This window comes from Pseudidiomarina atlantica, assembly GCF_000753735.1.
Taxonomy (GTDB): Bacteria; Pseudomonadota; Gammaproteobacteria; order Enterobacterales; family Alteromonadaceae; genus Pseudidiomarina; species Pseudidiomarina atlantica.
Window position 1 is genome coordinate 31,414 of sequence record NZ_JPIN01000001.1, and the last position, 14,842, is coordinate 46,255.

12 protein-coding genes are annotated in these 14,842 nt (G+C 51.7%); 3 read left to right on the top strand and 9 right to left on the bottom strand.

The window, feature by feature from the left end; genetic code table 11:
* Window positions 1-5: 5 nt before the first annotated feature.
* From IDAT_RS00170 to IDAT_RS00200, 7 genes are read right to left on the bottom strand one after another with little or no spacing between them, the layout of a single operon-like run.
* Window positions 6-1,955 (bottom strand): acetoacetate--CoA ligase, encoded by a 1,950-nt coding sequence (locus IDAT_RS00170; protein WP_034728991.1) that lies wholly within the window; start codon window positions 1,953-1,955, stop codon window positions 6-8.
* Window positions 1,956-1,972: 17 nt separating this feature from the next.
* Window positions 1,973-2,869, bottom strand: a complete 897-nt coding sequence (locus IDAT_RS00175; protein WP_034728993.1) for a hydroxymethylglutaryl-CoA lyase — start codon at window positions 2,867-2,869, stop codon at window positions 1,973-1,975.
* Window positions 2,866-4,842: an acetyl/propionyl/methylcrotonyl-CoA carboxylase subunit alpha gene (locus IDAT_RS00180; RefSeq protein ID WP_034728995.1), complete on the bottom strand. Its 1,977-nt coding sequence runs from the start codon at window positions 4,840-4,842 to the stop codon at window positions 2,866-2,868. Before IDAT_RS00180 ends, IDAT_RS00175 begins: the two co-directional genes overlap by 4 nt.
* A complete protein-coding gene (locus tag IDAT_RS00185) occupies window positions 4,842-5,627 on the bottom strand; it encodes an enoyl-CoA hydratase/isomerase family protein (RefSeq protein WP_034728997.1) in 786 nt (261 codons plus the stop codon). The genes IDAT_RS00180 and IDAT_RS00185 overlap by 1 nt, the downstream gene beginning before the upstream one ends.
* An 11-nt stretch (window positions 5,628-5,638) precedes the next feature.
* Complete coding sequence (locus IDAT_RS00190) at window positions 5,639-7,246, bottom strand: carboxyl transferase domain-containing protein (RefSeq protein ID WP_034728999.1); 1,608 nt, start codon at window positions 7,244-7,246, stop codon at window positions 5,639-5,641.
* A gap of 23 nt (window positions 7,247-7,269) precedes the next feature.
* A complete protein-coding gene (locus IDAT_RS00195) occupies window positions 7,270-8,439 on the bottom strand; it encodes an isovaleryl-CoA dehydrogenase (protein ID WP_034729002.1) in 1,170 nt (389 codons plus the stop codon).
* The gene (locus tag IDAT_RS00200; protein WP_034729004.1) at window positions 8,436-8,855 is read right to left on the bottom strand and encodes a MerR family transcriptional regulator; all 420 of its coding nucleotides are present in this window, start codon (window positions 8,853-8,855) and stop codon (window positions 8,436-8,438) included. The genes IDAT_RS00195 and IDAT_RS00200 overlap by 4 nt, the downstream gene beginning before the upstream one ends.
* A gap of 238 nt (window positions 8,856-9,093) precedes the next feature.
* Here IDAT_RS00200 and IDAT_RS00205 point away from each other — a divergent pair, with 238 nt between their 5' ends.
* The gene (locus IDAT_RS00205) at window positions 9,094-10,272 is read left to right on the top strand and encodes an acetyl-CoA C-acyltransferase (RefSeq protein WP_034729006.1); all 1,179 of its coding nucleotides are present in this window, start codon (window positions 9,094-9,096) and stop codon (window positions 10,270-10,272) included.
* A 3-nt stretch (window positions 10,273-10,275) separates the two neighbouring features.
* Here the strand turns inward: IDAT_RS00205 and IDAT_RS00210 are convergent, their stop codons facing one another.
* Both IDAT_RS00210 and IDAT_RS00215 read right to left on the bottom strand, forming a co-directional pair.
* Window positions 10,276-11,124 carry an EamA family transporter gene (locus IDAT_RS00210; protein WP_034729008.1) on the bottom strand — a complete coding sequence of 283 codons (849 nt, stop codon included), beginning with the start codon at window positions 11,122-11,124 and terminating at the stop codon, window positions 10,276-10,278.
* A 27-nt stretch (window positions 11,125-11,151) separates the two neighbouring features.
* Window positions 11,152-12,042, bottom strand: coding sequence for an AraC family transcriptional regulator (locus IDAT_RS00215; protein ID WP_034729010.1), 891 nt, complete (start codon window positions 12,040-12,042; stop codon window positions 11,152-11,154).
* A 124-nt stretch (window positions 12,043-12,166) separates the two neighbouring features.
* Here IDAT_RS00215 and IDAT_RS00220 point away from each other — a divergent pair, with 124 nt between their 5' ends.
* On the top strand, window positions 12,167-13,666 hold the full coding sequence (locus IDAT_RS00220; protein WP_034729012.1) for a CoA-acylating methylmalonate-semialdehyde dehydrogenase: 1,500 nt from the start codon (window positions 12,167-12,169) through the stop codon (window positions 13,664-13,666).
* Between the two features lie 12 nt (window positions 13,667-13,678).
* On the top strand, window positions 13,679-14,836 hold the full coding sequence (locus IDAT_RS00225) for an acyl-CoA dehydrogenase family protein (protein WP_034729015.1): 1,158 nt from the start codon (window positions 13,679-13,681) through the stop codon (window positions 14,834-14,836).
* Window positions 14,837-14,842: the final 6 nt, after the last annotated feature.

The following is a 14,842-nucleotide window of genomic DNA, read 5'->3' on the forward strand; positions in this document are numbered from 1 at the left end:
AAGCTTTATTCCTTCAGTTCAGCTCTATCTGCGAACTCGTTTAAGGCTTCTGGATTCGCCAAAGCATCGGTGTTCTTAACGGTTTCGCCATGAATGACTTGGCGTACTGCAAGTTCGACAATTTTGCCACTGACAGTGCGTGGAATGTCATTCACTTGTGCGATAACAGCGGGTACGTGTCGCGGCGTCGCATTCTGTCGGATGATTTTGCGAATCTGTTGCTGCAAGTCCGCATCTAACACGATGCCGTCGCGCAAGCGCACAAAGAGTACCACACGCTCGTCGTCTTGCCAGCGTTGACCGACAGCTATGCTCTCTAACACCGCATCAATTTTTTCTACTTGTCGATAAATTTCTGCAGTACCAATGCGCACCCCGCCTGGATTTAGCACGGCATCAGAACGACCATAAATAATCACGCCGTCGTGCGCGGTAATCTCAGCGTAGTCGCCGTGCGCCCAGATGTTATTAAAGCGCGCAAAATAGGCATTGAAATAACGTTGGCCGTCATCGTCACCCCAAAAGCCGATAGGCATACAGGGAAAGCTATTGCGACACACCAGTTCACCTTTTTGTTGCTGCACAGCATTGCCATCGTCGTTGAATACTTGCACATCGAGTCCAAGTCCGCGGCATTGTAACTCGCCACGGTAGACTGGCAGAATAGGGCAACCCAAAGCAAAGCAAGAAACGATGTCGGTGCCGCCAGAAATTGACGACAAGCAAAGGTCTTGTTTGATATCGCGATAAACGTAATCAAAGCTCTCAGGTGCAAGTACCGAACCGGTGGTGAGAATGCTGCGTAATGTGCTTAGTTGATGCGATTGCGCCGGCTTGCACTGCGCTTTTTCCAGTGCCGATAGATATTTTGCACTGGTACCGAAAACCGATATACCTTCGTCATCGGCGATATCCCACAACACTTCTGGGGCGGGATAAAATGGCGAGCCGTCAAACAATACCAGCGTTGCCCCTTGGGCGAGACCCGACACCAACCAATTCCACATCATCCAACCGCAAGTGGTGAAGTAGAACAGTACATCATCACGTTTTAGGTCGGTATGAAGACCGTGCTCTTTAAGGTGTTGCAGTAGGGTACCGCCAATCCCATGGACGATACACTTGGGTACCCCGGTGGTCCCTGAACTGAACATGATATACAACGGATCGTTAAAGCCCATGCGTACAAAGCTTGGTGTGGCCGTTGCATCAGCCTGCTTGAGCCAGTCATGCCAGTGCACGGTGTTGCGATCTATCTGTGGATTGAGCCCCGCGAAGTTGACCAAAACGGTTTGCTCAAGGCTACTCAATTCAGCACGAATTGCTGCCGTTTTTTCGCTAATATCGAGTTTTTTACCATTGTAGAAATAGCCATCGACAGTGATAAACACTTTCGGTGAAATCTGGCCAAAACGGTCGAGCACACCTTGTACACCGAAGTCGGGCGAACAAGAAGACCAGACAGCGCCTAAGCTAGTTGTTGCCAACATGGCCACAATGGTTTCAATGCAGTTAGGCATCATGGCCGCAACGCGATCACCTTTTGCCACGCCCACCTGTTTAAGTTGACTGGCAATGGCTGCGACTTGCTGATTGAGCTCGGCATAGCTCAGTTGCTGACGGCTACCGTTCTCGCCGCGAAAGATGAGCGCGGTACGATCATCTTGATGGCGTAATAAATTCTCTGCGAAGTTAAGTTGTGCATCTGGAAACCACTTCGCGCCTGGCAGTTTGTCTTGCGCTTCGACCACTTGCGCACCGGCATCACCGATGACCGCAAAATAGTCCCAAATTTGCTGCCAAAACTCGGCACTTTCGCGCACCGACCAGTCATGTAATTGGTGGTAACTGCCGAGGTCTAACTTATATTTTTGGTTAATGTGCTGCATGAAATCGGTCATGCGCGCGTTGGCAATTTGTGTTGCTGTAGGTTGCCACAACATTTTCGCTGTCATGATTGGCTCCCGTTGATTTATTGTTTTGCTAATTCGGCAAGCGCGACATTGGAGCGTGGCCGTTGCCCAAGACGCTGACAGATACGCGCGCCTGCTTGAATCAAGGCAGTAAGGTCGATACCGGTGTCGTAGCCCATACCGTGCAACATGTAGACTACATCTTCACTAGCAACATTGCCGCTGGCACCTTTAGCGTATGGACAGCCACCCAAACCGGCAACGGCGCTATCAATAGTGCGTACACCCATGGGCAAACAACTAGCAATATTGGCGAGCGCTTGACCATAGGTATTGTGAAAATGCAGCGCAAGTTGCTCCATTGGGACGCGCTTGGCCACTGCTTCGAGCATTTGCTGTGCTTTCAGCGGCGTACCTACGCCAATGGTATCGCCCAAGGATACTTCATAGCAGCCCATCGCCGCGAGCTGTTCCGCCACCCAAGCAACTTGACTGGGGGCGATGTCACCGTCATAAGGACAGCCAAGGACGCAACTGACGTAGCCACGCACCCGCAAACCTGCTTGTTGTGCGGCAGCTAAGACTGGTTCAAAGCGAGCCAAACTCTCGGCAATCGAACAATTGATGTTTTTTTGGCTGAAGCCTTCAGAGGCGGCACCAAAAATCGCAACTTCATCAGCGCCGGCCGCTAGCGCTGCCTCAAACCCTTTCAGATTAGGGGTCAATGCCGCGTAGGTGACCCCCTCACGGCGTTGAATACCAGCAAAAACCGCCGCGCTATCAGCCATCTGTGGCACCCATTTGGGGCTCACAAAAGACCCAGTTTCAATGTAGCGCACGCCAGCAGCGCTGAGCTCATCAACTAACTGAATTTTACTCTCAGTCGCTACTGATGCCTCACTTTGAAGACCATCACGAGGGCCTACCTCGACCAGTTTAATGCTTGTATTGCTCATGCATCACCCGTGGTATCTGTACTTAAGCTCACTAATTCAGCACCATCACTGACTAAGTCACCAGCACCATAAAATACTTGCTCGACGGTGCCGGCGTGTGCCGCGCGAATGGTATATTCCATTTTCATCGCTTCCATGATCACGAGCGCTTGCTCGGCTTCAACGGTATCGCCCGGTTGTACTAGAACTTCTACAATGGTGCCGTTCATTGGCGCGGTCATACTGCCGGCGGCTGGTTCTTGACTGAGCGTATCAGCGACTAAATGGCGTTGGAAGTGCAAGTTAGCTGACTGCGAGAACACCGTAATACTTTGCGCGTCTTGCATTACGTAAACTTGGTAACCATGCCCGTCGCAACTGACCGACAAACAATCGCCATTGAGTTCCGCCTGCCAGATACGCTTATCGAATTGGCTGCGCCAGCCATTACCAGTTTGTTCTAAGGCAACGCTGATGGGCGTGTCACGATACAGCAGTTCGAGAGCGTATTGTGCCGGTTGATTTAGGCGGAAACCGCGCGCCTGTTGCCACACGTCGGCGCCTGCACTAGGGCGTTCCAACAAGTTTTCCGCCAATGCTGCCAGTACCGCGTGATCTTGAATTTGTTGTTCGGTGTAATCGGCAAACAGCACTTTTTCATGCTTCTCGATAAAGCGGGTGGTGAGGTTTGCTTGCGCAAAGTCGCGATGCCGTGCAATGCTGCGCAGAAAATCGATATTGGTGCGTACACCAGCAATGCGATAACTATCTAAGGCTTGCAGTAGTTTGCGTAGCGCGGTGGCGCGATCCTCACCCCAGACCACTAACTTAGCTATCATCGGGTCATAATAGGCACTCACCTCATCGCCTTCGACCACGCCACTGTCGATACGTACATCAGCTGCTGGGTTAGGGGTGCGCAAATGATGCAACACGCCCGTACTTGGGAGGAAGTCATTGTGCGGGTCCTCAGCGTAAATGCGTGCTTCAAAGGCATGACCATGCAATTGCACTTGGTCTTGGCTAAGCGGCAAAGGCTCGCCCGCGGCCACTTGTAATTGCCACGCGACTAAATCTTGTCCGGTGACCATTTCGGTAACGGGATGCTCTACCTGCAAACGCGTGTTCATTTCCATAAAATAGAAACGATTATCGGTGTCGAGCAGAAACTCAACGGTACCTGCACCCACGTAATCAATGGCCTGTGCTGCGCGCACCGCAGCCTCGCCCATAGCTTGTCGAGTGCGCTCACTTAGCGCTGGAGCAGGGGCTTCTTCGATAACTTTTTGGTGGCGGCGCTGCACCGAACAGTCACGCTCGGCAAGGTAGACCGCATTGCCGTGTTGATCACAGAACACCTGAATCTCCACGTGACGCGGCTTCGTAAGGTATTTTTCGACCAACATTTTGTCGTTACCAAAAGCCGCCTGTGCCTCACGTTTGGCTGAAGCTAAGGCTTCTTTAAACTGTTTTGCCGATTCGACAATGCGCATGCCTTTACCACCGCCGCCGTAAGCTGCTTTGAGCAGCACTGGAAAGCCGATTTGTTCAGCTTCGGCCAGCAGTTTCTCGAGACCCTGTTCGTTGCCATGATAGCCGGGTACCAGCGGCACTTCGGCTTCGCTCATGATCGACTTGGCCGCACTCTTTGAACCCATTGCAGCAATGGCACTGGTCGGTGGGCCGACAAAAATAATGTTATTGCTGGCACAAGCATCAGCGAAAGCTTCGTTTTCTGACAAGAAGCCGTAGCCGGGATGGATGGCATCGGCACCGGTTTGTTTGGCGGCCGCGATGATTTTATCGACGACTAAATAACTCTCAGCGCTCGGTGCAGGACCAATGAAGACGCTCTCGTCAGCCAGTTGCACATGCTGCGCTTGCTGATCTGCTGCGGAATACACTGCAACAGTGCGGATGCCCAGATGTCGCGCGGTACGGATGATCCGACAAGCAATTTCGCCACGGTTGGCAATTAATAGTTTGGCTATCATTACGAATCCTTTTTCCAGTTCGGGCTGCGCTTTTCGAGGAAGGCACTCAAGCCTTCTTGTCCTTCGGCGGACACGCGAATTGCCGCAATGCGTTCAATGGTCAGCCGTTGTGCTTGGTCATCGAGCGGTTGCTGATCCAAATCAGCAATAAGTTGTTTGGCGGCGCGTACAGCCGCGGGACTATTGGCGCATAAAGTGCTAGCGAATTCAGTGACTGCAGTGTCGAGATCGTCGACAATTTCATGCACCAAGCCCAAGTGTTTGGCTGTATCAGCGTTGAAGCGCTCGGCGGTGAGCATGTAGCGCCGTGCTTGGCGGCTGCCGATAGCACGCATGACATAAGGACTAATCACCGCTGGAATCAGACCAATCTTAACTTCGCTTAAACAGAAACTTGCTTGTGCTTCCGCAACGACGATGTCGCAGCACGCGGCGAGCCCCACGGCACCGCCGAAGGCTGCGCCTTGCACTAAACACAACGTCGGCTTGCTGAGTTCATCTAAGTTTTGCATCAAGCGCGCGAGTTCACTCGCATCAGCAATATTCTCGTCGTAGTTTTTTGCTGCCATCGAGCGCATCCACGCCAAGTCAGCGCCGGCCGAGAAATTACGACCGTTCGACCGCAATACCAGTAACCGTGCATTCGCATCGTTGCTGACCTGCTCCAATGCGCTGAGTAGTTCAGCGATCATTACATCGTCAAAGGCGTTGTGTACCTCGGGACGGTTCAGCGTCAATGTCGCAACGTTACCTTGCTGTTCTAAGCTTATATATTGAAAGTTCATAACACCTCGGCTTACATGCGGAACACGCCGAACTTAGTGTCGGCAATCGGAGCGTTATTGGCGGCGGCCAGGCTCAAGCCCAACACCGTGCGCGTTTGCGCCGGATCAATGATGCCATCGTCCCACAAACGGGCTGACGCATAGTAGGGGTGGCCTTGTTTTTCATACTGTTCAACGATGGGTTGTTTCAGCTTTTTCTCAGCTGCGGCCGACATTTTCTCGCCTTTGCGGGCTAGGTTATCTTTGGTGACTTGCGCCATCACACCCGCCGCTTGTTCGCCGCCCATGACTGAAATGCGCGCGTTCGGCCACATAAACATAAGTGTCGGGTCGTAGGCGCGGCCGCACATGCCGTAGTTGCCGGCGCCGTAGCTACCACCGATTAACACGGTAAACTTGGGCACTTGCGCGCAACTAACGGCAGTCACCATTTTCGCGCCATGCTTGGCAATACCTTCTGCCTCGTACTTTTTACCGACCATAAAGCCGGTGATATTTTGCAGAAACACCAAGGGGATTTTGCGCTGTGCGCAAAGCTCAATAAAGTGTGCGCCTTTTTGGGCAGATTCCGAGAATAGAATGCCATTATTGGCGACGATTCCTACCGGATAACCGTGAATTCGCGCAAAGCCAGTGACCAAGGTATTGCCGTAGTTCTGTTTAAATTCATCAAAATCGGAATCATCTACGATGCGAGCAATCACCTCACGTGCATCGTAAGGCTTGCGCAAATCGGTGCCGACAATACCGTAGAGTTCTTCGGCCGCATAGCGGGGCGGCTTCACGGCTGTGGGTTGCAGTGGCTGCGCGGGATTAAAATTAAGTCGTGCGACAGAACGACGCGCCAATGCCAGGGCATGCTCGTCGTTCATCGCAAAGTGGTCGGCAACACCTGAAATGCGCGTATGCACATCGGCGCCACCGAGTTCTTCTGCGCTCACTTCTTCACCTGTGGCTGCTTTAACCAACGGTGGTCCAGCCAAAAAGATCGTACCCTGTTCTTTGACAATGATGCTCTCATCGGCCATCGCTGGGACATAAGCACCACCGGCCGTACACAACCCCATGACAACGGCAATTTGCGGGATGCCTTTGGCAGACATATTCGCTTGGTTGAAGAAAATGCGGCCAAAATGATCCCGGTCTGGGAAAACCTCGTCTTGGCGTGGCAAAAATGCACCACCAGAATCTACTAAATAAATACACGGCAAGTGGCAACGCTCGGCAATTTCTTGCGCGCGCAAATGCTTTTTCACTGTTAATGGGTAGTAGGTGCCGCCTTTGACTGTAGCGTCGTTGGCCACGATCATGCACTGCACGCCTTCAACTTGCCCTATACCTGCAACTACGCCAGCTGCTGGAACCTCATCTTCATAACAATCCCACGCGGCAAACTGGCCAATTTCCAGAAATGGTGAGCCACTATCGAGTAGTTTTTCAATTCGCTGACGTGCGAGCAATTTGCCGCGCGCGAGGTGGCGTTCTTGATATTTGGGACCGCCACCTTGTTTGATCTGGGCAACTTTGGCGTACAGGTCGTCCACGACCTCCTGCATTGCCTTTTGATTGGCAATAAAGGTTTCATCTTTTACGTTGACCGAGCTATTTAGAACCGTCACAGACTTCTCCTTGCTTGAGCTAGTTACGCTGATTCGCTAAACAGTTCGCGACCAATCAACATACGGCGAATCTCTGAGGTGCCGGCACCAATCTCATATAATTTCGCGTCGCGTAACAACCGCCCGGTAGGGTACTCGTTAATGTAGCCATTACCACCGAGTAATTGAATTGCATCGAGTGCTAATTGGGTGGCTAATTCGGCAGCATACAAAATGGCTCCAGCGGCATCTTTACGCGTGGTCTCGCCACGGTCACAGCTTTGCGCCACCGCATACACATAAGCGCGGGCAGCGTTGGTGCGGGTGTACATATCTGCCACTTTACCTTGTACTAACTGGAACTGACCGATGCTTTGGCCAAACTGCTTGCGGTCGTGAATATAGGGCACCACCACATCTAAACAGGCTTGCATAATACCCAGCGGTCCTGCTGCGAGTACGGCACGCTCATAATCGAGACCACTCATCAGTACCGCAACGCCACCATCGACTTCGCCCATGACATTCTCGACCGGGACTTTGCAGTCTTCGAACACTAATTCACAGGTGTTGGAGCCGCGCATACCGAGTTTATCGAGTTTCTGCGCAGTGCGAAAACCAGGAAAGTCTTTTTCGATAATAAATGCGGTGATACCGCGCGAGTTTTTCTCAGGATTGGTCTTCGCATAAACTACTAGCACATCGGCATCAGGACCATTGGTGATCCACATCTTATTGCCGTTCAGCACATAATGGTCGCCTTTAAGTTCAGCACGCAGCTTCATACTGACGACATCAGAGCCGGCGTTAGGTTCGCTCATGGCCAGTGCACCTACGTGCTCACCGCTACATAATTTAGGTAAATATTTTTGCTTTTGCGCTTCATTACCATTGCGAGCGATTTGGTTCACACACAAGTTGGAGTGCGCGCCATAGCTGAGGCCTACAGAGGCCGAAGCGCGGCTGATCTCTTCCATTGCAATAACATGTTCTAAATAGCCTAAGCCTGAACCACCGTATTGTTCAGGAACCGTCATGCCAAGTAGGCCGAGGTCACCCATTTTGCGCCACAGATCACTTGGGAATTCATTTTGCTCATCGATTTCTGCTGCACGCGGGGCAATCTCGTCGCGGGCAAACGCATTCACCGATTCACGGATCATTTCGGCGGTTTCGCCGAGGCCGAAATTGAGGCTACTGAATTGATTAATCATACGGACTCCTGACTCACTGCTGGTGGTGTGCCTTGCTCGAGCTCGCGCAGTTCGTCGCGACAGCGCTCTTCAAGGTTACCGAGTTCAACTAATAGGACTTTGATATCTTCGAGCTGCTGATGCAGCGACGCGCGCTTATCATCAATCAGCTCTAAAACGGTATGTAACTGGCGAACACTACTGTTCTCCATGTCGTAAAGATCAAACAGACGCTTGGTCTCGGCCAACGAGAAGCCGAGGCGTTTACCACGCAAAATCAGTTTCAACCGCACCCGATCTTTGTTGGTGTACAACCGCGTTTGACCTTGCCGAGTCGGGGTCAGTAAGCCTTGATCTTCATAAAAGCGAATGCTGCGCGTAGTGATGTCAAATTCACGTGCCAGTTCGCCGATGCTGTAGGTGGTGATGTCTTTCATTTTTGCTTGCTTGTGGCTGTTGAGAGGGTTAAGCTTAATCCAAGTTGACGTTAACGTAAAGGTTAAAACAGCAACGTTATTCGTTATTCGTTATTCGTTAGTGGCAGGTTTTTTCGTATTTGTGTTTTTATTTATCAATTTGGCTTAACTTCCGTTGGGATATGGGTTTTTAAACAGCCTCGATTTCGACCTTAACGAATAACGAATAACGAATAACGGTTTTTGAGGAGGGGGTTTTATGTCTGATGCAGTGGTGATTGTGGCGGCGAAACGTACGCCGATGGGCGGCTTTCAAGGGAGCTTAAGCGCGTTAGAGGCGCCGCATTTGGGTGCGCAGGCGATCAAAGCAGCTGTTGCTGCTAGTGGTCTAAGCGCGAACGATGTGAATGAAGTCATTATGGGCAATGTATTGCCTGCCGGCTTGGGTCAAGCACCCGCACGTCAAGCGAGTCTTTATGCGGAGTTACCGCAAAGCGCTGGGGCAACTACCATCAATAAAGTCTGTGGCTCAGGTTTGAAGGCAGTGATGTTTGCGCATGACCTCCTACAGGTTGGTTCGGCGGATGTGGTTGTGGCAGGCGGTATGGAAAGTATGTCCAACGCGCCGTATTTGTTGAAAAAGGCGCGTGCGGGTTTCCGTATGGGGCATGACACTATTTATGATCACATGATGCTAGATGGCTTAGAAGATGCCTACGAAGGCAAAGCCATGGGCTGCTATGCGCAAGAAACTGCGGATAAATATGGTTTAAACCGTGAAGCGATGGATGCTTTTGCGATTGAATCACTTACGCGCGCACAACAGGCCATTGCTGGGGGTGCTTTTGCTGAAGAAATTGTCGACGTGACCTACAGCACGCGCAAAGGCGACGTGACCGTGAGTATCGATGAACAACCGGGCAAAGCGATGCCGGAAAAAATTCCTGGTTTGCGTCCGGCGTTTGCGCAAGACGGAACTATTACCGCAGCGAACTCAAGTTCCATTTCAGACGGTGCTGCAGCCTTGGTGTTGATGCGCGAAAGCGACGCTAAAGCACGTGGTTTACAGCCGCTAGCTCGCGTTGTAGGGCATGCCACGCATTCGCAAGCGCCGGCAGAATTCACCGTCGCACCGATTGGCGCGATGACTAAATTACTGAACAACATTGGTTGGAGCAAAGATGACGTTGATTTATGGGAAATCAACGAAGCCTTCGCCATGGTCACCATGTTGGCGATCAATGAAATGCAATTGGATCACGCCAAGGTCAACGTCCACGGTGGTGCTTGCGCTTTAGGTCACCCGATTGGCGCCAGTGGTGCGCGATTACTAGTGACGCTATTGCATGCACTGCGTCGCCACAACAAACAACGCGGTGTGACCTCGTTGTGTATTGGTGGTGGTGAAGCTGTTGCGGTTGCGGTTGAGCTGCTGTAAGCCTTAGCGCGGTTGGCGCGAAGCAAGCGCTACCGCGCCAAGTAAGACGATGGCACCGAGGGCAAGACGCCACCAGTTGATGTCTTGCCCCCAAAACGCAAAGTTGACCAGTAGTCCGGCGGGAATCAGCATGTTGTTCATGGTCGCTAATTGCGCGGTGTTGACGCGTTTGCTGGCAAGGTTCCAAGCCAAATAACCAACACCAGAGGCGACTAACCCTAACCACAGTAAAATACCCCACTGGGTCGCTGTGGTAGGCATCATGGTAAAGTCAGCGAAACTGAACATAGCGAAGCCAGTAGTGAGCGCTGCACCGATAAAGAACAGTGCGAAAACATGCAATTGATTGCGTTCAGAGCCAAGTGGTAAGCGTTTATAAAATACCTGACCCGCGGCAAAGCAGAGGTTAGCGCCTTGAATCAACAAAAAGCCGGTGAAGAAGTCATCGCTGAGTTGATTGAAGCGGATCACGGCAGCTCCGACTACCGCCAATGCTGCTGCGAGCCACCAGCGCGCCGGTAAGTGTTTGCGTTGAAATAGAACTTCATCGACCAGCGTCACGTACAACGGGGTGAAGATAGTAAAGAGCAATACTTCGGCGACGCTCAAATACAAGAAGGCATGATAGAGCAACAGGTACATGATGCCGATTTGAATGGCGCCAATGCCGGCTAATTGCAATTGGCGCAATAACGCTAGGCGGCGTGGCCGCCACAGCGGTAAAAACAATACTAGGGCAAGGGCCATACGAATAAAAACTGCGATGTAGCCATCGACGCGGCCAGCGAGGAATTCACCGATAAGTGAGAAGCTTGCAGCCCAGAGTAGGGTGACGGCCCAGAGTATCCACATAGTTTGCGGTCCTTGTTTGGTACGAATTTAAAACTGGCGATGACTATCGCGGTAATCGCTTGGGGCGAGCCCCATAACTTTTTTAAATAAGCGCGAAAAATAGTACGGGTCATCAAAACCAAGGCTTTGCGCAATCGCGCGCACCGTGTCGGTGCTGGTGTCGAGTTGCTGACACGCAAGTTTGATTTTGAGCTCGTTAAAGTAACGCATCGGCGAGGTGCCGGTGACGGTCTTAAATTTCTTCGCGAAATGATAGCGTGAAAGACCGACCACCGCAGCAAGATCGGCAAGATCAAGGTCACGATGGCTGTTGTCCTGCATGAAGCGTTCGAGGGCAAGCAGGTCGAAATCTTTGGCCGTGTGAGTTGTCTCAGTAAGTCCTGGCAGTTGCGCATATAAGTTTTGTAAGAGGGTGGCAGCCTGCACGGCGCGCTGCTTTTGCCAGCGCTGGTGTTGCAAGTTAAGCAAATCGGTCACGCTTGGTAACAGACTACGCCAGTTTTGCAGGGCTAGACTAAATTGTGGTGGTGCTAGACCAAGTAAATCCATGCTTTTTTTCGCTGCGCTACCGCTAAAGTGCGCCCAGTAAATGCTCCATGGTTCTTGCGCATCGGCGTAGTAGGCATGGGCAAAGCCAGCCGGTAATAGCAACAATTGCCCGCTGCTGAGGCTACCATATTGCCAGCTGTCGGCGGTCTGGACGCGATAGTGACCGCGGCCACGATGACAAAATATCAGCAAATGGTCAGTGTGCTGCGTTCTTTCAACATGATGCTCAGCGGCACTGAGATAATGGCCATAGGCCAACGGATAAAAGTGGCGGCTCAACGGATGGGTCGCTAGGTAACTGGTAAGCTCGAGTGGCAACACCACGCGAGAACTACCGGCAGGAAGTGGCCAGCTGGACGGTTGGCTCATCGGTCTTGTACCTAATTAATGACAACTTTGTCCATTATAGGGGCAATAATGTCAATGTTAAAGCGGCGTGTTCAGTGCTTAAATACGCGGCATAGCAACCATTCAGAACAACGAGGTATTTCTAATGAGTAAAAAAGTTCCACTTTATATCGGGGGCGAATTTGTCCAGTCGAAGTCTGACAAATGGATCGATGTGACGAATCCGGCGACCCAAGAAGTGATCGCGCAAGTGCCGTGTGCGACCCAGGACGAGATGGCTGCGGCAGTTGCCAGCGCCAAACAAGCCTTTTTAACTTGGAAGGAAGTACCGGTTTCTGAGCGCGCGCGCGTGATGATGCGCTATCAAGCATTATTGAAAGAACATCACGATGAAATTGCCGAAATCTTGGCGAGCGAAACCGGTAAAACCTTTGACGATGCTAAAGGTGATGTGTGGCGTGGTATTGAAGTTGTTGAGCACGCAGCGAATATTCCATCATTGTTGATGGGTGAAACCGTCGAGAACGTGGCACGCGGCATTGATTCGTACAGCTACACGCAACCTTTAGGTGTCTGTGCAGGCATCACCCCATTCAACTTCCCGGCGATGATTCCACTGTGGATGTTCCCATTGGCTATCGCGTGCGGCAACACTTTTATCTTAAAGCCATCTGAACAAGATCCACTCACGCCAACACGTTTAGTTGAGCTATTCGAGCAAGCTGGCGCGCCAAAAGGCGTGTTGCAAGTGCTGCATGGTGGCAAAGAGCAAGTTGATTTTATCCTTGATGAACCGGCGATTCGGGCTATTTCATTCGTCGGCTCAGTACCGGTCGGTCAATATATTTATCGCCGTGGTACCGAGAATATGAAACGCGTACAAGCCTTTGCTGGCGCGAAGAATCATTGCGTGATCATGCCTGATGCGAATAAGAGCCAAGTGATTAGCAATTTGGTAGGTGCTTCGGTAGGTGCTGCGGGTCAACGTTGTATGGCTATTTCAGTTGCGGTATTTGTTGGCGCGGCGCAAGAGTGGATTCCAGAAGTCGCGGCCGAGTTGGCAAAAGTTCGCCCTGGTGCATGGGACAACAAAGACGCCGCTTACGGCCCACTGATCAGCCCACAAGCAAAACAGCGCGTCGAAAACTTTATTGAGCAAGGGGTGAAAGAAGGCGCCGAGCTCTTAGTCGATGGTCGGAACTGTCAGGTTGAAGGCTTCCCTAACGGCAACTGGGTCGGACCGACCATGTTCAGCGGTGTCACAACCGATATGGAAATTTATAAAAACGAAATCTTTGGTCCAGTGTTATGTGCAACAGGCACCGATACACTCGAAGATGCAATTGCGTTGGTGAATGCCAACCCTTACGGTAATGGTACCTCGATTTTCACTGCGAGTGGCGCTGCTGCACGCAAATACCAACATGAAGTTGAAGTGGGCCAAGTCGGCATTAACATTCCGATTCCGGTGCCACTGCCGTTCTTCTCATTCACTGGCTGGAAAGGCTCATTCTTTGGTGACTTGCATGCTTACGGTAAGCAAGCTGTGCGCTTCTATAGCGAGACCAAAACCATTACTGCGCGTTGGTTCGAAAGCGATATTGCTGATGCCAACGGGCCAAATATGACGATTCACTTGAAGTAATTGGAGTACCGCATGGATTTCAATTTAACCGATGATCAACAAGCCTTTGTCGACACGGCGCGTGCCTTTGCTGATAAAGAATTAGCACCCTTTGCAGCGGAGTGGGACGAACAGTCCCATTTTCCTGTCGAAGTGTTCCGTAAAGCCGGTGAAATGGGTTTTATGGGGATGTACACCCCAGAATCGGCAGGTGGTTTTGGCATGAGTCGGCTCGACGCTGCGCTGATTTTTGAACAGCTAGCGACGGGGTGCACCGCTACCACTGCGATGATGACCATTCACAACATGGTGGCATGGATGATTGGTTCATTCGCCAAGCCCGAAGTGATTGAACAGTGGGTACCAGAGCTGGTGACCGGTGAGAAACTGGGCTCGTACTGTTTGACCGAACCGAGTTCAGGCTCTGATGCTGCAAGCTTGCGCACGACCGCTAAGCGCGACGGCGACGACTACGTTTTGAACGGCTCGAAAATGTTTATCTCGGGTGCAGGCAGCACCGATGTCTTGGTAGTGATGGCGCGGACCGGCGAGGCTGGACCGAAGGGCATTTCGGCGTTTGTGGTGCCGGCTGACGCTGAAGGTATCAGTTACGGCAAAAAAGAAGCGAAAATGGGCTGGAACGCGCAGCCAACCCGCTTAGTTACCTTTGAAGATGTGCGTATTCCAGCGCAAAACCTGTTAGGCGAAGAGGGCGAAGGCTTTAAATTTGCCATGATGGGGCTCGATGGCGGACGCATCAATATTGCGGTTTGTTCGGTTGGTACGGCGCAAGCGGCACTGGATACGGCGCGCAACTATATGCTGGAACGCACGCAATTCGGCAAGCAATTAGGACACTTCCAAGCCTTGCAATTCAAGCTTGCGGATATGGCGACTGAGCTTGTAGCAGCGCGCCAAATGGTGCGCCTTGCAGCATTCAAAGTGGATAGCGATGATGCAGATAAAACCACTTACTGTGCCATGGCCAAACGCTTTGCTACCGACGTCGGTTTCCACGTCTGTAATGAAGCGCTGCAGATCCATGGCGGCTACGGGTACATCAAAGAATATCCGTTGGAGCGCCATGTGCGTGATGTCCGTGTGCACCAGATCCTCGAAGGCACCAACGAAATCATGCGGGTGATTATCGGTCGCCGTTTACTTGCTGATATCGATCGCGCCATTCTCTAGGCGCTC